The organism is Desulfosarcina widdelii, assembly GCF_009688965.1.
Classification (GTDB): domain Bacteria; phylum Desulfobacterota; class Desulfobacteria; order Desulfobacterales; family Desulfosarcinaceae; genus Desulfosarcina; species Desulfosarcina widdelii.
Window position 1 is genome coordinate 2,390,826 of sequence record NZ_AP021875.1, and the last position, 20,308, is coordinate 2,411,133.

At 52.7% G+C, this 20,308-nt stretch carries 26 protein-coding genes; 3 read left to right on the plus strand and 23 right to left on the minus strand.

What is annotated here, in order from left to right; translation table 11 throughout:
* Positions 1 to 70: 70 nt before the first annotated feature.
* Positions 71 to 1,105, plus strand: coding sequence for an L-threonine 3-dehydrogenase (tdh, locus tag GN111_RS11190; protein ID WP_231715720.1), 1,035 nt, complete (start codon positions 71 to 73; stop codon positions 1,103 to 1,105).
* A gap of 6 nt (positions 1,106 to 1,111) precedes the next feature.
* Here the strand turns inward: tdh and GN111_RS11195 are convergent, their stop codons facing one another.
* Both GN111_RS11195 and GN111_RS11200 read right to left on the minus strand, forming a co-directional pair.
* Positions 1,112 to 1,855 carry an alpha/beta fold hydrolase gene (locus GN111_RS11195; protein WP_197740532.1) on the minus strand — a complete coding sequence of 248 codons (744 nt, stop codon included), beginning with the start codon at positions 1,853 to 1,855 and terminating at the stop codon, positions 1,112 to 1,114.
* Positions 1,852 to 3,843, minus strand: a complete 1,992-nt coding sequence (locus tag GN111_RS11200) for an MFS transporter (RefSeq protein WP_155303835.1) — start codon at positions 3,841 to 3,843, stop codon at positions 1,852 to 1,854. The genes GN111_RS11195 and GN111_RS11200 overlap by 4 nt, the downstream gene beginning before the upstream one ends.
* 233 nt (positions 3,844 to 4,076) lie before the next feature.
* On the opposite strand from GN111_RS11200, the gene GN111_RS11205 reads away from it, so the two are divergent.
* Together GN111_RS11205 and GN111_RS11210 are read left to right on the plus strand one after the other, a co-directional pair.
* The gene (locus GN111_RS11205) at positions 4,077 to 5,564 is read left to right on the plus strand and encodes a sigma-54-dependent transcriptional regulator (RefSeq protein WP_155303836.1); all 1,488 of its coding nucleotides are present in this window, start codon (positions 4,077 to 4,079) and stop codon (positions 5,562 to 5,564) included.
* A gap of 4 nt (positions 5,565 to 5,568) precedes the next feature.
* Positions 5,569 to 5,862, plus strand: a complete 294-nt coding sequence (locus GN111_RS11210) for a hypothetical protein (RefSeq protein WP_155303837.1) — start codon at positions 5,569 to 5,571, stop codon at positions 5,860 to 5,862.
* 227 nt (positions 5,863 to 6,089) lie between these two features.
* Here the strand turns inward: GN111_RS11210 and GN111_RS11215 are convergent, their stop codons facing one another.
* The 21 genes from GN111_RS11215 to rplE all read right to left on the minus strand — a co-directional run bounded on the left by GN111_RS11215 (position 6,090) and on the right by rplE (position 20,301).
* Positions 6,090 to 7,823 (minus strand): acyl-CoA carboxylase subunit beta, encoded by a 1,734-nt coding sequence (locus GN111_RS11215; RefSeq protein WP_155303838.1) that lies wholly within the window; start codon positions 7,821 to 7,823, stop codon positions 6,090 to 6,092.
* A gap of 166 nt (positions 7,824 to 7,989) precedes the next feature.
* Positions 7,990 to 8,382 (minus strand): carboxymuconolactone decarboxylase family protein, encoded by a 393-nt coding sequence (locus GN111_RS11220; protein ID WP_155303839.1) that lies wholly within the window; start codon positions 8,380 to 8,382, stop codon positions 7,990 to 7,992.
* Positions 8,383 to 8,479: 97 nt separating this feature from the next.
* Complete coding sequence (locus tag GN111_RS11225) at positions 8,480 to 9,772, minus strand: TRAP transporter large permease (RefSeq protein WP_155303840.1); 1,293 nt, start codon at positions 9,770 to 9,772, stop codon at positions 8,480 to 8,482.
* 47 nt (positions 9,773 to 9,819) lie between these two features.
* Positions 9,820 to 10,314: a TRAP transporter small permease gene (locus tag GN111_RS11230; protein ID WP_155303841.1), complete on the minus strand. Its 495-nt coding sequence runs from the start codon at positions 10,312 to 10,314 to the stop codon at positions 9,820 to 9,822.
* A 124-nt stretch (positions 10,315 to 10,438) separates the two neighbouring features.
* Positions 10,439 to 11,521: a TRAP transporter substrate-binding protein gene (locus tag GN111_RS11235; RefSeq protein ID WP_155303842.1), complete on the minus strand. Its 1,083-nt coding sequence runs from the start codon at positions 11,519 to 11,521 to the stop codon at positions 10,439 to 10,441.
* Between the two features lie 308 nt (positions 11,522 to 11,829).
* On the minus strand, positions 11,830 to 12,459 hold the full coding sequence (gene rplQ / locus GN111_RS34590; protein WP_155303843.1) for a 50S ribosomal protein L17: 630 nt from the start codon (positions 12,457 to 12,459) through the stop codon (positions 11,830 to 11,832).
* An 8-nt stretch (positions 12,460 to 12,467) separates the two neighbouring features.
* Complete coding sequence (locus GN111_RS11245) at positions 12,468 to 13,487, minus strand: DNA-directed RNA polymerase subunit alpha (RefSeq protein ID WP_155303844.1); 1,020 nt, start codon at positions 13,485 to 13,487, stop codon at positions 12,468 to 12,470.
* 84 nt (positions 13,488 to 13,571) lie between these two features.
* A complete protein-coding gene (gene rpsD / locus GN111_RS11250) occupies positions 13,572 to 14,201 on the minus strand; it encodes a 30S ribosomal protein S4 (RefSeq protein WP_155303845.1) in 630 nt (209 codons plus the stop codon).
* 66 nt (positions 14,202 to 14,267) lie between these two features.
* Entirely contained in the window at positions 14,268 to 14,654 is a 387-nt protein-coding gene (gene rpsK / locus GN111_RS11255; RefSeq protein WP_155303846.1) for a 30S ribosomal protein S11, read from the minus strand.
* 24 nt (positions 14,655 to 14,678) lie between these two features.
* Complete coding sequence (gene rpsM, locus GN111_RS11260; RefSeq protein WP_155303847.1) at positions 14,679 to 15,059, minus strand: 30S ribosomal protein S13; 381 nt, start codon at positions 15,057 to 15,059, stop codon at positions 14,679 to 14,681.
* A gap of 13 nt (positions 15,060 to 15,072) precedes the next feature.
* Positions 15,073 to 15,186, minus strand: coding sequence for a 50S ribosomal protein L36 (gene rpmJ / locus GN111_RS11265; protein WP_083456323.1), 114 nt, complete (start codon positions 15,184 to 15,186; stop codon positions 15,073 to 15,075).
* A gap of 79 nt (positions 15,187 to 15,265) precedes the next feature.
* Complete coding sequence (gene infA / locus GN111_RS11270; RefSeq protein ID WP_155303848.1) at positions 15,266 to 15,484, minus strand: translation initiation factor IF-1; 219 nt, start codon at positions 15,482 to 15,484, stop codon at positions 15,266 to 15,268.
* 86 nt (positions 15,485 to 15,570) lie between these two features.
* Entirely contained in the window at positions 15,571 to 16,881 is a 1,311-nt protein-coding gene (gene secY, locus GN111_RS11275) for a preprotein translocase subunit SecY (RefSeq protein WP_155303849.1), read from the minus strand.
* 2 nt (positions 16,882 to 16,883) lie between these two features.
* The gene (rplO, locus tag GN111_RS11280) at positions 16,884 to 17,324 is read right to left on the minus strand and encodes a 50S ribosomal protein L15 (RefSeq protein ID WP_155303850.1); all 441 of its coding nucleotides are present in this window, start codon (positions 17,322 to 17,324) and stop codon (positions 16,884 to 16,886) included.
* Positions 17,325 to 17,327: 3 nt separating this feature from the next.
* Positions 17,328 to 17,510 (minus strand): 50S ribosomal protein L30, encoded by a 183-nt coding sequence (gene rpmD, locus GN111_RS11285; protein WP_155303851.1) that lies wholly within the window; start codon positions 17,508 to 17,510, stop codon positions 17,328 to 17,330.
* A 12-nt stretch (positions 17,511 to 17,522) separates the two neighbouring features.
* A complete protein-coding gene (gene rpsE / locus GN111_RS11290; RefSeq protein WP_155303852.1) occupies positions 17,523 to 18,020 on the minus strand; it encodes a 30S ribosomal protein S5 in 498 nt (165 codons plus the stop codon).
* 26 nt (positions 18,021 to 18,046) lie between these two features.
* A complete protein-coding gene (gene rplR, locus GN111_RS11295; RefSeq protein ID WP_155303853.1) occupies positions 18,047 to 18,415 on the minus strand; it encodes a 50S ribosomal protein L18 in 369 nt (122 codons plus the stop codon).
* Between the two features lie 70 nt (positions 18,416 to 18,485).
* Positions 18,486 to 19,025 (minus strand): 50S ribosomal protein L6, encoded by a 540-nt coding sequence (gene rplF, locus GN111_RS11300; protein ID WP_155303854.1) that lies wholly within the window; start codon positions 19,023 to 19,025, stop codon positions 18,486 to 18,488.
* A gap of 83 nt (positions 19,026 to 19,108) precedes the next feature.
* On the minus strand, positions 19,109 to 19,501 hold the full coding sequence (gene rpsH / locus GN111_RS11305; RefSeq protein ID WP_155303855.1) for a 30S ribosomal protein S8: 393 nt from the start codon (positions 19,499 to 19,501) through the stop codon (positions 19,109 to 19,111).
* Positions 19,502 to 19,546: 45 nt separating this feature from the next.
* Positions 19,547 to 19,732: a type Z 30S ribosomal protein S14 gene (locus GN111_RS11310; protein WP_155303856.1), complete on the minus strand. Its 186-nt coding sequence runs from the start codon at positions 19,730 to 19,732 to the stop codon at positions 19,547 to 19,549.
* A gap of 29 nt (positions 19,733 to 19,761) precedes the next feature.
* Entirely contained in the window at positions 19,762 to 20,301 is a 540-nt protein-coding gene (gene rplE / locus GN111_RS11315) for a 50S ribosomal protein L5 (protein ID WP_155303857.1), read from the minus strand.
* Positions 20,302 to 20,308 lie beyond the last annotated feature (7 nt).

Genomic DNA, 20,308 nt, shown 5'->3' on the forward strand with positions numbered 1-20,308 from the left:
TTTCAACGAAGCCGTCTGAGAAGCGACTTTTACAGGACTCTCGATAAAGAAAGTTGGGAAAGGTGATTCAATGAAAACCATGAAAGCCCTTGTCAAACAAAAAACCGAAGCCGGAATCTGGATGGACGAGGTGCCTTTCCCGAGTATCGGCCACAACGATGTACTGATCAAGATCGTCAAAACCGCCATTTGCGGGACGGACATCCATATCTACAACTGGGATGCCTGGGCCGAAAAAACCATCCCTGTCCCCATGGCCATCGGCCATGAGTTCGTGGGCATCGTCACCGAAATCGGGAGCGAGGTCCGCGGGCTGAAAGAGGGAGACCGGGTATCGGCCGAGGGCCACATCACCTGCGGCCACTGCCGCAACTGCCGTGCAGGCAAGCGCCACCTGTGCCGCAATACCATCGGTGTCGGAGTCAACCGCCCCGGGTGCTTCGCCGAGTACATCAGCGTGCCGGCCTCCAATGTCTTCCGGGTGCCGGCCTCCATCGAGGACGACATCGCCGCCATCCTGGATCCCTTCGGCAATGCCGCCCACACGGCCCTTTCCTTCGATCTGGTGGGAGAAGACGTTCTGATCACCGGCGCCGGCCCCATCGGCATCATGGCCGTGGCGATTGCCCGTCATGTGGGCGCCCGGTTCGTCGTGATCACGGACGTCAACGACTACCGTCTGGCCCTCGCCCGGCAGATGGGCGCCTCGGCCGCCATCAACGTGACCCAGGCATCCATCGTCGACACGGAACGGGAGTTGGGGATGAAGGAAGGCTTCGATGTGGGACTGGAAATGTCCGGCAACATCCAGGCCTTCCGGGACATGCTCCAGGTCATGAACTACGGCGGCAAAGTCGCCATTTTAGGCATTCCCACCGGAGAAGTCTCCCTGGACCTGACCCGAATCATCCTCAAGGGCCTTGTTCTCAAAGGCATCTACGGACGTGAAATGTTCGAAACCTGGTACAAGATGACCAGCATGCTACAAAGCCACCTGGACATCACCCCGGTGATCACCCACCGCTTCTCCGTGGACGACTTCCAGCAGGCCTTTGACGTCATGCGCTCGGGGATGTCGGGGAAGGTGATCCTGGATTGGCAGTGAAAATCATCACCCTTCTTTTCTGAATTTACCATGCCTTAAAAAATGGATCGTCTGTTCGATAACCTCCGGGCCGTTCATGATGAAGCCGTGGCTGCGGTGGACCACCAGAAAGTCGGCCATCTCCGGCAGCCGGGCAGACGCCACCGACACCTTGCCGTCATCCGGTCCCGGCATTCGGATGGAAAACCAGGGCTCCAGGGAGCGACCGCCGGTGATGATGCCCACCGGCACATCCACCGGTTCCAGGCGAATGGGCAACGCATCCGCCGACGTTCCCAACTGCTGACCCGCCGGCCCCATGACCCAGCGGTAGAGAAAAAATTCCTTGAGAAGGTCGGCGATTTCGCTTCCCCGGTTGGGCGGGCTGAGCATCACCACCCGGCTGCCCGGCGGCAGTGAGTGGTTCTGCAGGTAATGCCGCACCAGAATGCCTCCCAGCGAGTGGGTCACGAAATGGATGGGCGCCTCGGGGTTCTTGGATCGACACGTTTCAACCGCCTCGGCAACGACACCCAAACTCAGGGTTTCGATGTCGGCCCCGGTGGAGGGATAATCCAGATTCACCACCGCGTAGCCGCTATCTGCCAGATAGCCGGCCATTTTGGACATGGACCGGCAGCTGCGCCCCATGCCGTGCAGGAGGATGACATGGGCGGTAGGGGTCTTATCGGGAACAATCATTTCCGCGGAAAAAGCCGTTGCGCAGCAGCAGACGAAAATCATTGTCAACAAACCGGCTTTTCTTTTCATCGGGCACCCTCCTTTTTTAATTTCGGATTTACATGCCATAATTTCAGGACCCTTTCCCGCAGCCCATTGGCCGTCACGTTTACGGGGTCGATGGGAAAACCCGCCACAAGCTCAACACGGGACCAGAAGCGCCGGGGCAGGCAGGCCATGGCATGACCGTTTTTGTGGCTGAAAAAGCTGCCCCAGAGGCCTTTAAGGGCCATGGGCACCACCGGTACGGGATTGCGGGCCACGATCCGCTCGATGCCGCGCTTAAAGATCCCCAAACTGCCATCGCGGGTCAACTGCCCTTCGGGGAAAATACAGACTACTTCGCCTTTTTCCAACGCCTTGGCAATTTCGTCAAAAGCATTCTTCAAACCCTTCGGATTGGTGCGGTGCGAAGCGATGGGAATGGCCCTGGCCGCCCGAAAAACGAAGTTCAGCAGGAACAGGCGGTAAATGGGTTCGTAGATGACAAACCGCACCGGCCGCCGGCAGGCGCCGATGATCAGCAGCGCATCCATGTAGCTGACATGGTTGCAGACCAGCACGGCCGGGCCTGTTTCGGGGATGCGGTCCAGGTCCCGGTGCCGGAAGCGGTAAAGGGTATGGGTGATGGCCCACACCAGAAAACGCATGGCGAATTCGGGAACCAGCCAGCAGATATACAGGCCAACGGCCGTGTTGGCCAGGGCCAGCAGCAGGAAGAAGACCGGGATGGATACACCGGCAACTCCAATGAGAACGGCCCCGGCCACCGAAGCCAGCACCATGAACAGGGCATTTACGATGTTGTTGGCGGCAATCATGCGGGCCCGCTCCTTTGGCCGGGTGCGGGTCTGGATCATGGCGAACAGGGGCACGATATACAGCCCGCCGAAAACGCCGATCATGACCACGTCCATCATTACCCTCCAGCTGCCGCTGACCGCCAGAAACCGGGTCAAAGACAGGAGTTCCTGGGATTGCGGCAGGCGGCAGGCCCAGAAAAGATCCATACCGAAAAGACTCAACCCGAGCGACCCCAGGGGCACCAGCCCCAGTTCCACCTTTTTGTCCGAAAGGCGTTCGCAAAGGATCGACCCGATGCCCACACCGATCGAAAACAGGGTCAGCAGCAGGGTGACCACACTCTCGTCGCCCATCAGCACGGTTTTGGTGAAATTGGGCAGTTGGGTCAGATAGGCGGCCCCCAGCAGCCAGAACCAGGATATTCCCAGGATGGACTGGAAAACGGAGCGCTGCCGGCGGGCATGGCCGATGGTCCGGAAGGTTTCGCAGACCAGGTTCCAGCGGACGGTCAGATTGGGCGAGTGAACGACCGTAGGTGGGATCTTATGGCTGGCCCACCAACCGATCAGGGCCACACCCACCAGAACGAACCCGATGGTCTGCGTTCCATTGGGAAGCTGAATCCACACTCCGCCGCACAGGGTGCCGAGCAGAATGGCAATGAAGGTGCCCATCTCCACCAGGGCGTTGCCGCCCACGATCTCCTCTGATTTCAGGTGCTCGGGCATGATGCTGTATTTGACCGGACCGAAGAACGCAGATTGGGAGCCCATGAGAAACAGAAGACCCAATAGCAATACGGTGCTGCCAGTATAGAAAGCCAGCCCGGCAACTGCCATGATGGCGATCTCCAGCATTTTGATCCTGCGAATCAGCAGCGATTTTTCCATTTTGTCGGCAATCTGGCCGGCCGTTGCCGAAAAGAGGAAAAACGGCAGGATGAACAATCCTGCGGCCAAATTGATGATCACGTCCGATGAAGCGCCAAGCTGGCGGCTTGCCGTGAAGGCGATCAGCAGCATTAAGGCGTTTTTAAAAACATTGTCGTTAAACGCGCCCATGAACTGGGTCCAGAAAAACGGTGCGAAGCGCCGACTGTACATCAGCTCCAGCGGTCCCCGTTGCCCTTTCGCAGCGAATCCGCCGCCCTTTGACGTATTTTCGGCCCAATCGTTTCGAGTTGCTTGTCCCGTTTGCGAAATTCTCTTATGCATGGCTTCCCCCTGATCCTGATTAACAATGGCCTTAGGCCCGAATACGTTTTCTTTCATCAAAACCCATGCCGTCTCGCCGGAAAGAATTTAACAATCTAATATTATAGATATTCCTTATTTCTTGACCGGTATGCTGACTAACAGCCAAGACAAGGGATTGTTCATTAATTGTTTATATGCTATGCAATTTATGATCATTCGCAAAAACTCGGGAGCAATCTGCCAAATCCGCCATGGAACGACTCAAGCCGACCGAACGCCACTTTTTTTCTTTGGTTCACCAGGCCGTTTACGCCAATCCGTTCAGTGACCGCCGCGACCGGGTAGACTTGGAGATCGCCGGCTTTTTTGCCGATGCAGACGAAGATCGGGGATTTCAGAAAACCATCTCCCAGGTCCGCGCCCACATCGGCCGACTGGAGAACGAGAATCGCGCCGACATCACCCGCTATGGCGAAGCGGATCGCAAGCTATTGACCAATTCTTTTTTGTTTGACCTGTTCCACCGTTTCGTGGAGCGCTTCGATCAGTTGATCGTGGACCAGCTTCAGGCGGGCGACCGATCGCTGCCGGTTCCGTTCTATGGAGAGGCGAAGGATCAGTTGATGGCCTGGGGATTCAATCGCCATGAAGCCCTGCGCTATCTGGCCATGTGCTACCAGCTGCGTCGGGCGTTTTTTTTCATCGATAAGGGTCTGAAAGGACGCAGCAAAAGCATGCGCAGGCTTCGGGAGAGTCTGTGGAACAACGTGTTCACCCATGACATGGATCTTTACCACCGCTTTTTGTGGAATCGTATGGAGGACTTCTCCACCATGCTTCTGGGCGCCACGGGAAGCGGAAAAGGCACTGCCGCCAGCGCCATCGGACGGTCGGGCTTCATTCCTTTCGATGAGAAAAAGGGCTGTTTTGCCGAAAGCTTCACCCGTTCGTTCATTGCCCTGAACCTTTCCCAGTACCCGGAGTCGCTGATCGAATCGGAATTGTTCGGCCACCGCAAGGGTGCTTTCACCGGTGCCGTCGACGATTTCGAGGGCGTTTTCGACCGCTGCAGCCCTTTTGGTGCCATCTTTCTGGACGAAATCGGAGAAGTCGGGGAACCGATCCAGATTAAACTGCTGCAGGTGATTCAGGAACGCATCTTCAATCGGGTGGGGGGCCATCGTTCAAGACCATTTCGTGGGCGGGTGATTGCAGCCACCAACCTTTCCGAGGAGCAGTTGCTCGATGGCAAGGCCATGAGAAAAGATTTTTTCTACCGACTATGTTCAGACCTGATCGTCGTTCCCTCACTGGCCCAGCGGATTGGGGAAGATCCGGGTGAACTGGACGATTTGCTCCAGGTGGTAATCCAGCGAATTGTCGGCGAGCCTTCCGAAGAACTGACGCAGTGGGTGAAAATGCAAATTCGCAGGGCCCCGGGGATCGAATATGCTTGGCCCGGCAACGTACGGGAACTGGAGCAGTGTGTGCGCAGAATTCTGTTGAAACGGGAATACGCCCCGCTGTCCGGTCAGGCACCGCCGGATCTGGCAGCGGAACTAACGACAGGGTTGCAACATCAGAGCCTTGATGCGAAGAGTCTTGTGGGTGGCTACTGCTTCTTGCTGTACCAGGCGCATCAAACTATCGAAGCGGTAGCCCGCATCACCGGACTGGACCGCCGCACGGCAAAAAAACACATCGAAAACGGCCGGCAGCGATTCCTCCCGGAGGAATAGACAGATGACAAAATCCGCTCGACTGCTTTTGAAAACCTATGGAATTGTTGCCCTGGTACTGATGTTCATTGGATTTGCCGGCCTGTTCAGTAAAAGATTCGGCATTCGCATCCCCATCGTATCCTCCACTGTGATCCCGGTCCTGCATCGCCACGCCGTTTGGGGCGAAACCCTGCGGGGACGAGCCATCCTGCTGGGAGGTGAGGAGTGGTTTTTCCTGATCGTCTTGGGGATCGTCATCCTGTTGGGAATATTCGCCGCCTTTTTGTACCAACGGACAAAATCCGCTGAGAAATAAACCGATTCAGGATTTCAGGATTTGGGAATTCAATCCTGCCGTACAAACAACAATATCGTAAACTGGAAACGGCCGGGCAAACGCTCCGGCCGTCTCTTTTTTTTCTTAATGCTTTTTTACCGCAGGATCGGGGGCTGAAAGCCACGCCGCCAAGTCTCCGATCCCTGAATAATTCGATTCGCATTTCAACCCTCCAGCGTTGGAGGGCTGCCATCGGTTCTCCGATCTCAGCCTTTGATCACCCGCGGCGTCAGCATCTGGTGCTGGGGGCAGATGGACTTGGGGTTCTGGTACACACTGCCTGCAAAGGCGGCCAGATAGCGTCGAATTTCGGACATCTTGACAACTTCGTCCACAAACCCTTTGCGGGCGCAATACTGGGGCCGGGAATTGTCATGGTATTCCTGGGCCATCTGGTTCATCTTGTCGATCACCGGTTGCAGCGGTTTGCCGGCATTCTTCTCCTTGACCAGACGGCGGGAGAAACTGGCGGCAGCGGCGGTTTCACCGTGCATCACGTAAATCTCCGTAGTGGGCACCCCGAGGGTCAGGGCATTGTGCCGGTTGGCCGTGGGCCCGCCCATGACATAATGAGCCGCCGCAGTTCCTTTTCGCAGCACCACCAGAATCTGGGGTACATCGGTGGACTGAATCGAATAGATGAGGCTCTGGCCCAGTCCCAGCAATTCGGCCTTCTCGGCGATGTCGCCCACGTCTATGCCGGAGGTATCCTGGAACCAGATGATGGGCACCCGGTCGCGGCCGCAGAGGGTAACGAACTCGTTCATCTTGATCAATCCCTGGCGATAGAGCTTGCCGCCAATCCCGGGATAGTCTGCATATTCGGGATAGCCCTCCCCCAGCCAGCCCTGCCGGTTGCCGATGACGCCCATCAAAAAGCCGTCGATCTTGACCAGGCCGGTATAGATTTCCGGTCCGTAATCGGGTTTGAATTCCAAGTGTTCGGATCCATCTACGATGCGTGCCAGCACCTGATCGAAATCGTAGATCTGCTTCTGGTTCATGGGCACCAGGCGGTAGATGTCTTCCGCGGGAAAAAGCGGTGCTTTGGGTTCGGCCACCCGGAAAAACTTGGGTTTGTAGCCCGGAATGTCCTGCATGTATTCTTTGACCCCGTCGAGCACCTGGGTTTCCTCTTCGTAGACATGGCGGAAAAAGCCCGTGGCGTCGTAATGGACTTCGACCGATCCCGGTGGCTTAGCCTTGTATTGCTTGGCCGCGTTAATCAGCGCCTCGGCCCCTTCCTCGTCGAAATATCCCTTGGGAGACATGCCGCTGAGGATTCCGCCGCCACCGACAGCGATGTTGCAATTTTTATGGGCGAACAAAATCGTGGGACTGATTCCCTGGTAGCCGCCGCCGGCCGGGTTGGTTCCGTATATGGCGGCCAGGATAGGAATGCCCGCCTGGTTCAGCTCCGCGTGCCGGAAGAAGGTGGTTCCTCCGCCGCGCCGGTTGGCGTAAAACTTCTCCTGTTCGGTGAGCTTGACGCCGCTGCAATGCACCATCCAGACCAGGGGGATATTCAGCCGCTTGGAAAGATTGGTCACCCGGAGAATGTTTTCCGCCTGGCCCGGCAGCCAGGCACCGGCCAGCACCTTGTTGTCGAATCCGATAATGACGGCCCATTTTCCGGAGATCTTTCCGAGCCCGTCGACTACGTTGGTCGTGCCCTCCTCGTTGTCTTCCGGATTGTAGAGGGTGTGCAACGGGCACCAGGTTCCGGGATCCACCAGATAATTGAGCCGCTGCCAGACGGTCATCTGGCCGCGGGCATTGATTTTCTCTTCGGAGAACCCGGCCTGTTTGACCTTCTCCGCCTCTTTTTTCAGCAGCGCTTCAAGCTCCTTGATCTGGTTGACATTTTCTTCAGCGCTCTTGATCTGCCCGGCATTCAACTCCCGGCCGAAGGCCGGCATTTTCTCGAAATACGGTCTCATGGTTTCACTCCCGAATCGTTTTTACGGCATCCTGAAAATTGCGTTATCTACAAGCCCTTGCGTCTTAGCCAAAAAGGGCCTTTCATCCTTACACCGCATTCTTCGAAATTCGCAAGTCTTGTCTCATTTTTTTCCGAATTTAAACACGTGGTAAGCTTTGAATCGATCATTCGTCCCGGGTCCAAAGCCCCCTTTTCATCAACACATCCCGGAGCACCCGTAGGGCGGTGTTTACCGTGGGAATCCCGCCATAGGTGAAGGTCTGAAAAATCACCTCCGCAATTTCGGCGGGCTTGCATCCCACGTTCAAGGCTGCCTCGATATGCAACCTGAGTTCTTCGGGCCGTGACAATACGGTCAGCACGGCGACGGTCACCAACTGCCGCGTGGGATGGGGGATCTTTTCCCTTGCATACAGCTTGCCGGTAATGAAAAGAGACAGATCCCTGCCCAGTTCCTTATCAAAGTCCCGCCACAGTTCGAATGGCTTTTCTCCCTCGACACCAGAAAAATACAGCGCACCGGTCGCCTTTGTTTTTTCTAGAATATCCTCACCCATGAAATTGACTCCTTTTTTAAACCCACGAAAAAAAAGAAAGCCTTCGAACGATACCATATCGAAGGCTTTCTCTGGTTGAACATGAAAATCATGCTTTTTAAACAAATCCCATCAGCCTCGGCAGCCACAGAACGACGTGGGGGAAAAATGTCATCAGCAAAAGAACAAAAATCTGAATGGCGATAAAGGGCGCTACCGCCTTGGATACATAAATCAGATCCCGGTTGGCGATGGCACCGGTGATATATAGGCTGACCCCCATGGGCGGTGTACAGTATCCGATGGCCAGGTTAACGGTCATCACCAGCCCGAAATGCATCCAGCTAATGCCAAAAGCGTCCAGCATGGGCAGAAATACCGGTCCCAATATCATGGTGGCCGAAATGATGTCCATGAACATCCCTACAACCAGCAACAGCATGTTCATTGCGATCAGGAAAACAAACGGGGAGGTAATGGCCGACAAAACGGTTTCCGTAATTCTGCCGGGAATATCCTCGAGGGTCAGCAGGCGGCCGAAGCAGGTGGCCCCGGCGACGATAATCAAAAGGGTGGCCGAGGTGACTGCCGAGTTGACGGTGATTTGCTTTACCTGACTGAATTTCATCGACTTGTGGATGAACAATTCCACGATAAAGGCGTATACGCAGGCGACCACGGCGGCTTCGTTGGCGGTAAATACGCCGGAGAAAATACCGCCGAAAATGATGACCGGCAGCATCAAAGACCAGAAGCCTTCCTTGAACACCGCCAGCGTCTCTTTAAATGACGGGATCGGCTTGCGCACGATCTCTTTTTTATTCTTGAAAAAGAAGAACGAGTACACACATACCAGCGCCATGATCAGTAGGCCAGGGATGAATCCGGTCAGAAAGAGCCCTTCCAAACTGACGTTGCTGATCATGGAATAAAGGATCATACCGATGCTGGGCGGTATGATCACGCCCAGGTTGGGCGATGTGGTCATCAGTCCCAGCGTGTATTTTTCGGGATAGCCATTGTCCAGCAGGGCGGGGATCATAAATCCGCCCAGGGCCACCACCGTGGCGACCGTGGAGCCGGAAATGGCGCCAAACAGTCCGCAGGCCAGCACACCGGCCATTCCCAGTCCTCCTGGAAGCCAGCTGACCAGCGCATTGGCCACCTTGATCAATTTTTCGACGATGGATCCGGCGGTCATGATATTGCCGCATAGAATGAAAAACAGCACCACCACCAGAGCAAAATTGTCCATACTTCGGAACATGGTTTGAAAAAGGAGAAGCAGGGGGATGTCAGTGAAAAAAAGAAATCCGAGAACGCCGGTGAAAAACAGACACATGAAAACAGGAATGTAGGTAGCCATGCATCCCAGCAATATCAACAGGATAATAATGTCACTCAACTCCATAAAGGTGCGTCTCCTTGCTATTTTATTCCTGCGACCTCAAAAAGGGATCAGTCGTCTGCCTGCGGTGATGTCGCATCCTGATAAATGACCTGCGCGGTTCTTATAAACATCAACAGGCCTGTCAGTGGCAGGATGGCGTATAAATATACCAGCGGGATCTGAAGAATCAGCGTTTTTTGAAACGTCCGGGCCTGTAAGGCGGCCATTTGCCAACCGTAAACCATCATCATCACTGAAAAAATAAGAATCACGAGGTTGCTGAAATAAGTCAGTGGCACTTTCAGTTTGGGAAGCAACTGAACCGAGGCATCGATTTTGATCATCGAGCGGTTCTTCACAGCCGAACAGCACCCGATAAATGTGGTGTATATGATGACCTCCCGTACCAGTTCTTCCGACCATGCAAGGGTGTAGTTGAACCCATAGCGAAGGACCACGTTGAAAAATAAGGCCACCAGCGCCACCATGACACTGACAAAAAGAGTCCAATCTTCGAAGGTGGTCAGAATCTTGTCCAATCTGTTTAGAACCTTGCCTGTCATCGAAATGCCTTTTTCTAGCGGTTAGCGATGGTGTAATGAGCAACCGTTTTTTGTGCGGACGTTCACTATACAAAAGGGGGTTTCACCATTAGAAACCCCCTTTTGTCAAGATGTATTGATGAGCCTATTCCGTATATCCCATGAAATCCTGCACCTCTTTCAAGTAGTTGGCCGGCCGGTAGGTATCACCGGGATAGAGTTTGTTGATCTCGCCGGCGTATTTAACATGAGCGGCATTGCCTTTGCTCTTGATCCAGGCAAGATCCTCTTCAGGCAGCGTGTAAAAAAGAATTCCGGATTTGGAGGCTTTGGCAATCTCAACCGCCTCCTGAATCTTGGTTTGCTCACGGATTTGGGCGCAAACGTCATGTACAACCGCCTTGAAGGTGGTCTGCAGATCTGCGGGCAGTTGGTTAACCCAGGCCTTGTTAAAAATCCAGATAAAAAGTCCCTGGGCATAATCCAGGTAGGTGTAATATTTACAAACCTCGAATTTCTTGGTGATGTTGCACACCATGGGGGTATGGTCCAAACCGGTGATCACCCCTTGTTTTAAGGCGACCGGCACGTCCGGCCACGGCATGACGACCGGATTGAATCCGCACTCTTTGTAAAAAAGCTGGTTTACGGCAGCCTCGGCGGTACGGAATTTCACCTTTTTGGCTTCCTGGATGTTTCTAACCGGCGTGGTGGTCGCCCAACCGTAGTTTCCGTATCCGGTAATGTCCAGCCCCATAATGCCCTGGTGATCCATGGCCATCATATAGTGGTCGAACAACTTTCCGGATCCGATAAACTTGTCCAGTTTGTCGAACGAGTTGATTAAAAAAGGCAGGTTGATCAACCCAAAGCGGGGCCCCAGGTTGGTGGCGGCCACAGAACTGACGCCCATTCCCTGGATGGCCCCCATCTGTAGTTGATTGAGGACTTCGACTTCCCCGCCAAGCATAGAGAACGGCTTAAAATCGAGATAAATCTGACCATTGGTACGTTTCCACAGCTCGTCGCGCATGGCAAATCCGGCATATACGCCTTTAATTACGGGATGGGACACATTGGAGACGATGCATTTGTATTTTGCACCGGATGGATCGAAATCGGGTTTCCATGCATCCAAAGACGGTTTTTTTGCAAATACGGGACTGAACCACAATCCAATAACCACCAAAATCACCCATCCAATTACCATTTTTCTGTTACGAATCATCCGGCCCCTCCTTTGATTCCCCTCTGTTCCAAGAAAAAAGCTCCCCTTGTTAAGCTACATACCAGCTACTTAACAGCCACTAAAAATTTAAGTCAAGCAAAATTTTTAAAGGCCATTCAACTAATGAAAGCCGATAATATGATGTGGAGTGTGTATGCACGTAAGTGTTCTTTTTTATAGAAACAATATTGAAAAGTCAAAGGATAAAATAGAAACAGGCCTGGGGCATCAGCAAGGCTGGGGAAGAGCGCAAAAAAAAAGGCCCTGCTGAAACAGCAGAGCCCTTAAAGAACAGACAAAAAAATCTTTTATTTTTCGGCGTCGGAAGGCTCGGGATCTTTTTTGGTATCTTCCGATTCAATTTTCTCAGCGCTATCGTCTTGCTTCGAATCGGCGGGGGGGGCGGCAACTTCTGCCTCTTCCGTTTCAGCAGGAACATCTTCGACCGGGATAGAGGCTTCGGCCTGAACTTCCTCTTCTTTCGGTTGGTCGTCAGTGGCACCAACCGGAGCGGAGGGTTGGACTTCAACCGATGTGTCCGCTTTCTTTTTGGTTTTTTTCTTCTTGGCCGGTTTGGCACCATCCGAACGAACCAGCTCAACCAGCGTCATGGCGGCGGTATCCCCGGGACGCCGACCAATTTTTATCATCCGGGTATACCCGCCGTTAAAGGTTCCGAACCGTTCGGAGGCTTCTTCGAAAAGCTTATGGACCACGTCTTTTTCACGAACGATGGACATGGCCAGACGTCGCGCGTGTAGATCGCCTCGTTTGGCGAGCGTCACGATGTGATCGGCCCATCTGCGAAGCTCTTTTGCCTTTGCATCGGTTGTCTTAATGCGATCATGTTTAAACAAGGAAGTCACCATGTTGCGAAACATCGCCTGCCGGTGACTGGTGGTACGATTGAGTTTGACACCGCTTTTTCTATGTCTCATTGGAACCTTTACTCCCCTTCTTCGACTGATTCTTCAGGCGGGACAAAATTATCGAGCTTCATCCCCAGCGAGAGCCCCATCTCGGACAGGACTTCCTTGATTTCATTTAGCGATTTTCGACCGAAGTTCTTGGTTTTGAGCATTTCGGTTTCAGTTTTTTGTACAAGTTGGTAAATTTTCAGGATTTCGGCATTTTTTAGACAATTGGCGCTTCTAACGGAAAGCTCAAGTTCCTCAACGCTGCGGTACAGATTGTCGTTAAAAGAGGGCTTTTCCTGATCCTCGTCACTGTCGGTAGACTGTGGTTCGGCATCTTCATCGAAATTGATGAAAATGCTCAGTTGTTCCTTGAGAATTTTCGAACCATAGGCAACAGCGTCTTCGGGAGTCACGCTCCCGTCTGTCCAAACTTCCAGGGTCAGCTTGTCGTAATCCGTGCGCTGGCCGACGCGGGCATTTCCCACTACGTAGTTGACGCGTTTGATCGGCGAAAACACCGCATCAATGGGTATCGTTCCGATGGGTGCATCCTCGTCCTTGTTGGCCTCCGCCAGCGAGTATCCCTTGCCCACTTTCACAACCATGGTCATGTTCAAGTCGCCTTCGCCGGTCAGGGTGGCGATATGCTGATCAGGATTCAACACCTCCACATGCCCATCGTCACTGGTAATGGCACCGGCGCTGACGGGTCCTTCACCAGACGATTCTAAGCGGATTGTGCGCGGTGTGGCGTCGTCCATCTTCAATCGAACCTCTTTGAGGTTCAAAATAATCTCCGACACATCCTCAAGCGCACCGGGAATGACACTGAACTCATGCTCAACGGAATCGAACCGGACAGAGACGATGGCCGCGCCATACAATGAAGAGAGGATCGTTCTTCGCAAAGAATTTCCAAGGGTGATACCGAAGCCCCTTTCCAGTGGCTCGCATACAAACTTGCCGTATGCCTCGGTACTGCTAACGCGAACTTTGTCCGACTTGATCATCTCACGCCAGTTCATGTACATAAGTTCGTTTTTAGACATCACGTTTTCTCCAGAAGGGAATTTTTAAACCAATGCAGTTCAGCATTCAGGACCACAGCGCTTTATGCGGTCCCATGCTACGCATTATTTGGAGTAGAGTTCGACAATTAGCTGCTCCTGCATCGGCAAGGTAAGGTCTTCGCGAACCGGAAAGTTTTTTACTTCTCCTTTAAACTTCTCTTTTTCGACAGCAATCCACGGAGGAAGCCCTCTTCTGATCACTGCATCCAGCGAGTCCACGATTGCCTGTACCTTCTTGCTTTTCTCGGTCACTTCTATGGTATCGCCGATACTGACCAGGTACGAAGGGATGTTGACACGTTTTCCGTTGACCAGAAAATGGTTGTGACGGACAAAGTGTCTCCCCTGGGTCCGCGAATTGGCGAAACCCAACCGGTAAACCACGTTGTCCAAACGCCGCTCCAGAAGAACAAGCAGGTTGGTACCGGTAATACCCTTTTGCCGGTCAGCTTTCTTGAAGGTCAACCGGAACTGCTTTTCGGAAAGTCCGTAAGTATTTTTTACCTTCTGTTTTTCACGGAGCTGAATGCCGTAATCAGACGGTTTACCGCGCCGACGCTGCCCATGTTCTCCAGGAGCGTAGCCCCTGCGGTCAAATGCGCATTTGTCGGAGTAACAGCGGTCCCCCTTCAAAAACAATTTCATATTCTCACGTCGGCATATCCTGCAGACGGATCCTCTATATCGTGCCAATTCGTCCTCCTTTTGAATCAGACCGGTTCATGGCGTATCGATGGTAATCGCCCGGACGGTCCGCGGTTACACCCGTCTTCTTTTGGGTGGCCGGCAACCGTTGTGGGGAATGGGGGTTACATCCTTAATCATTACGACGTTGAAGCCCGCGGCTTGGAGGGCGCGAAGTGCAGATTCTCGACCGGCTCCCGGCCCTTTTACGTACACTTCGACGCTTTTCATTCCGTGCTCCATGGCCTTTTTGGCTGCATCTTCAGCGGTTAGCTGAGCCGCAAAGGGAGTGCTTTTTCGCGATCCCTTAAAACCGTGAATACCTGCACTTGACCAGGAAACGACGTTTCCCATGGCGTCAGTAATGGTAACGATGGTATTGTTGAAAGTAGACTGGATATGAACAACTCCGCTGGAGATGTTCTTTCTTTCCTTTTTTTTCGTCTTGCTTTTTCTCGGCATTTAACTGTTCCCGTCAAATGATAATTACTTTTTAGCGGCGCCTTTTTTCTTGATCGCAGACCGTTTGGGCCCTTTTCTAGTCCTGGCATTGGTGCTGGTCCGCTGCCCGTGCACGGGCAAGGATCTCCGGTGTCGAAGTCCACGGTAACAGCCCAGGTCCATGAGCCTTTTGATGTTCATGGAAACTTCGGTACGAAGCTCCCCTTCCACCTTGAATTCGCTGTCGATCACTTTGCGAATGCTGTTGATCTCAGCTTCGGAAAGATCGTCTGTGTTGGTATTGGGATCGATTTTGAGTTTTTCAAGGATCCGATTGGAGCTTGTTCTTCCAATACCGTATATATAGGTCAGACCGATTTCTATCCGTTTGCGTCTAGGTAAGTCTACACCAGCGATTCTAGCCAAAGCTCAACCTCCTCTAACCTTGCCTCTGTTTGTGTCTTTTGTTCTCACAGATAACCCGTACTGTTCCTTTTCGCTTGATGATTTTGCATTTGCTGCAAATCTTCCTGACGGATGCCCTGACCTTCATTTGTTGACTCCTTTATGTGGTGTGGCAAAGGTTTTTCTAATTATTCGGAGACCCTATGCCACAGTACGGTTGGTACCGGCTACTTTGATCGATAAGTGATGCGGCCGCGTGACAGATCGTAAGGGGATAGCTCCACCGTAACCTTGTCTCCTGGCAAAATTTTGATGAAGTGCATCCTCATTTTACCGGAGATATGGGCCAAAACCTGGTGTTTGTTTTCAAGTTCGACCTTGAACATCGCGTTTGGCAGCGTCTCCAGAACGATACCTTCGACTTTGATGGCCTCTTCCTTTGGCATTCGAATCTCCCGCGTTGATCACTGTAAAGTCTGAAACTGTTGCATTGCTCCCATTCCCTCCTTGAGAGCAACAACGTTCTTCTCTTCTATCGCCTTCCCCGGATGCCGCCTTTTTTCAAAAAACCCTCATAATGACGGGTAAGCATGTGCGATTCCATCTGTGCCACCGTATCAATCGCCACACCCACTACAATCAGCAACGCCGTTCCCCCGAAATAGAACGGAACGTTGAATCGGGTAATCAGAATCGAGGGCAACACACAAACTGCGGATACATAGATGGCACCACCCAGGGTAATCCTCGTCAGCACACGGTCGATGTAATCGGCAGTCCTTTTTCCCGGCCGAATTCCAGGAATGTACCCACCGTTCTTTTTCATGTTGTCGGCGACATCCACCGGGTTGAAAGTCACCGCCGTATAAAAGTAACAGAAAAAGAATATAAAAGCGACATACAGCAACTCGTAGAAAGGATTGCCCGGACGCATCGCGTCGGCGATGCTCTTCATCCAGGGGATAGTGATAAAACTGGCGATTGTCGCAGGAAACATGATGATGGAAGAAGCAAAAATCGGCGGAATCACGCCGGATGTGTTGATTTTGAGCGGCAGATGTGTACTTTGCCCACCGTACATGCGCCTTCCAACCACCCGTTTGGCATATTGAACGGGTATTCGCCGTTGTCCCTGCTCAACAAAAATAATGAAACCAACCACCGCCACCATGAGTAAGCCCAGCACGACCAGCGCGAAGATATTCATCTCTCCGGTGGAAAGCAACCGGAAGGTATTCATGATTGCCGACGGCATGCGTGCGACAATGCCGGCGAAAATGATCAGCGAGATGCCATTGCCGATCCCACGTTCGGTGATTTGCTCTCCCAACCACATAATAAAAGCGGTTCCGGCGGTCAGGGTGAGGACCGTCATCAGCCGGAATCCCCAACCGGGTGCCAGCACGATGGGTGCTCCGCCGGGCGAGGTCATGCTCTCCAGGCCCACGCTGATACCGAAGCCCTGGATGATACTCAGGATGACGGTGCCGTAGCGAGTATACTGGGTTATTTTCTTGCGTCCCTGTTCGCCCTCGTTTTTCAGGCGCTCAAGGTGGGGAATGACCACAGTCAGCAATTGCAGAATGATGGAAGCGCTGATGTACGGCATAATGCCCAGTGCGAACACGGAAAGTTGCTCTAAAGCGCCACCGGAAAACATATTGAAGATACCAAAGATGGTGCCTTCCATTTTGGCGAAAAAAGAGGCCAGAGCGACGGTATCGATTCCCGGCGTCGGTACGTGGACGCCGATCCGGTATACAAAGAGCAGCGCCAGTGTATACAGGATGCGTTTTTTAAGTTCGGGAATCTTGAAGATGTTTCCGAATCCGCTGCCAACCATAATCAGATGACCTCAATCTTTCCGCCGGCCGCTTCTATTTTCTGCCTGGCGCTTTCGCTGACTTTGTTGATCCGAACCGTAACGGGAATCTGAACGTCCCCCTTACCGAGGATTTTAATACCATCGCGGTCACCCTTGACGAGACCGCTTTTGATAAAAGCGACTTCATCGATGATCGAATCCGCTTCGAAGCGATTCAAATCCTGAACATTAACGATGGAAAAAACCTTTTTGAAAGGGTTCTTGAACCCGCGTTTGGGCAACCGTCGATGAATGGGCATCTGGCCGCCTTCGTAGCCGGGACGCACACCGCCGCCGGAGCGGCAGTTCTGTCCTTTGTTTCCACGTCCCGCGGTCTTTCCGGAACCCGAGGCCACTCCACGACCCACTCGCTTTCTATTTTTCCGCTGACCCTTTTCGGGCGCCAACTCGTTGAGTCTCATCGATTATTTCTCCTCGGCAACCACCAAGTGGGATACCTTTGCCACCATTCCCTGGACGGAAGGGGTATTTTGCAGTTCGACGGTGCGATTGACTTTGGTCAACCCCATTCCCCGAAGAACCTTGCGGTGTTTTTCGGGCCGTCCAATCATGCTTTTTACCAACGTGATTTTCAGCATACCGCTCATCGTTCGAATTCCTTATCTTATATCCTGGACCTGAAGTCCCCGCCGTGCGGCGACGGATTCGATACTCTCCAGTTGTTTAAGACCGTCAATAGTGGCCTTTACCACGTTGTGGGGATTGTTTGTTCCCATGCACTTGGTGAGAATGTTCTGCACCCCCACAGCTTCAAGAACAGCGCGAACGGCACCGCCGGCGATGACGCCGGTACCTTCCGAGGCGGGCTTGAGCATCACGCGCCCGGCTCCGTATTTTCCGACCACCTTGAAGGGCACGGTTCCTTCGGTTAGAGGAATCTTGACCATCGTTTTCTTGGCTTTTTCGACCCCTTTCCGAATCGCTTCGGGAACTTCACCCGCTTTGCCGAGACCGAACCCGACGCTGCCCTCGCCGTCTCCGACGACGACGATGGCACTGAAGCTGAACCGACGTCCGCCTTTGACGACTTTGGCGACCCGGCTGATGTGAACGACTTTATCGATCAGTTGGTTTTCTTCGGTATCTTGCTTGAACAAAGGTCTGCCTCCTTACCTGATATGATCTAAAAATCCAACCCCGCTTCGCGGGCTCCATCGGACAGGGCTTTGATGCGTCCATGATAGAGGAAACCGTTGCGATCAAAAACGACTTTTTTAACGCCTTTGTCCAAGGCCCGCTGGGCAAGCAGTTTTCCGGTAAAAACCGCCTGAGCGACTTTACTTTCGAACTTTGGCTGATCTTTAACCGCCTTTTCGTTGCTGCATGCAGCCACGATGGTTCTACCGGTGGTGTCGTCGATAACCTGGCCATAAATGTGTTTGGTGCTTCGAAAGACGCTGAGTCTGGGCCTGTCGACGGTACTTACAATTTTCTTGCTTACTCTCTTTTTACGTTTCAGCCAAATCTTTTTCTTTTCGATTGTTGAGCCCATTTTCCATTCCTTTAACGGACGCTATAGTTCGACCCGCCCCACAAAAGGAGCCGGACCTCGTCGGCAGATGCTATTTGGTACCGGTCTTACCCGCTTTTCGCTGGATATACTCTTCGGCGTATTTAACCCCTTTGCCCTTGTAAGGCTCAGGTTTTCGAAGCTTTCTGATCGAAGCGGCAGTCTGTCCAACGCGTTCCTTGTCGATACCGGTAAGTCGGATCACATTGTTTTTGTCTACAGTGGCATCGATGCCGTCGGGAAGCGGGAAATCGATGGGATGAGAATACCCGAGGTTCAAGACAATTGATTTGCCTTTCATTTCCGCTCTGTAACCGATTCCATTGATTTCCAGGACACGCTCGAAACCTTTGCTGACCCCATCGACCATGTTGGCCACGAGGCTGCGTGTCAACCCTTGCAGGGAGCGATTTTTACGGTCTTCCTGCTCGATGGTCACGAAAATCGTATTGTCCTTGATCTCCAGATCGACCGCCGGGTGAAGGGTCCGCGTCAACGTGCCTTTTTCTCCCTTGACCACGATAACTCTATCTTTGTAATCCACGCTGGTCTTTTCCGGGATCGTGATAACTTTTTTACCTACTCGCGACATTTAACGCACCTCTTGTTTACATCCTGTCAAAAGCCAGGGTTGGTTCAGGATACGGGGCAGCGGCAGCCATCTGCTTATAACGGCTACCACACCGTGCACAGCACCTCGCCGCCGATGTTTCTCTCTCTGGCCGCTTTGTCGGTCATCACACCCTGCGAGGTGGACATGATGGCGACGCCCATTCCGTTGTACACCGGTAGGACCGATTTCGCGTTAAGATAGGTCCGCCGGCTGGGCTTGCTGAGCCGTTCGATATTGATAATGGTGTGCTTCTGGGCGGCCGTATATTTGAGATAAACGCGCAGAATGCCCTGTTTGTCATCGGCGATGAACTTGTAGTTCCGGATATAGCCCGATTCTTTAAGAACCTTGGCGATCTCCGTTTTTATCTTTGAACCGGGAATATCCACACTGTTGTGTTTGGCCTTCCCTGCGTTTCTGATACGGGTTAGCATATCGGCAATTGGATCGCTCATCACTGTTTCCTAATTCTGATTGGTTATTCGGATATCAATTGGTGATTACCAACTGGATTTTACGACCCCGGGGAGTCTTCCCTGAGAAGCCAGGTTACGAAAGCAAATTCGGCAGATGCCAAACTTCCTGATAAAGCCCCGCGGCCTTCCACAAATGGGGCACCGGTTGTAGGCCCTGACACTAAACTTGGGTTTCCGTTTTGCCTTTTGTCTGAGTGATGTCTTCGCCAATGCTTTCTCCTTGTAACCACCGGGCTGTATTAGTTCTTAAAGGGCATCCCCAAAAGTTTGAGGAGTTCTTTTCCCTCGTCGTTGGTTTTGGCCGTCGTGACGATGCTGATGTTTAACCCTTTAATTTTATCGATTTTGTCGTAGTCGATTTCAGGAAAAATCAACTGTTCCTTAATTCCAAGCGAATAGTTTCCTGCGCCGTCGAAGGCTTTGCCGGAAATCCCGCGAAAGTCTCTGACGCGGGGCAGCGCGATGTTGATCAGCTTATTAAGAAAATCGTACATCCGGTTCTTTCGCAGGGTGACCATGCAACCGATGGGCATCCCCTCCCGGAGCTTAAACGCCGCAATAGATTTCTTGGCTCTGGTTACCACTGGCTGCTGCCCGGATATCTGCTTGAGTTCTTCCACAGCGGAATCGATAATCTTGATATTGTGGATCGCTTCGCCCAATCCCATGTTGACCACGACCTTTTCGATCCTCGGCACCTGCATCGGGTTCGAATAATTGAACTTTTCTTTTAGCTTAGGCACCACCGTTTCGTGGTAGTATGCTTTCAGTTGTGACATGGTATTC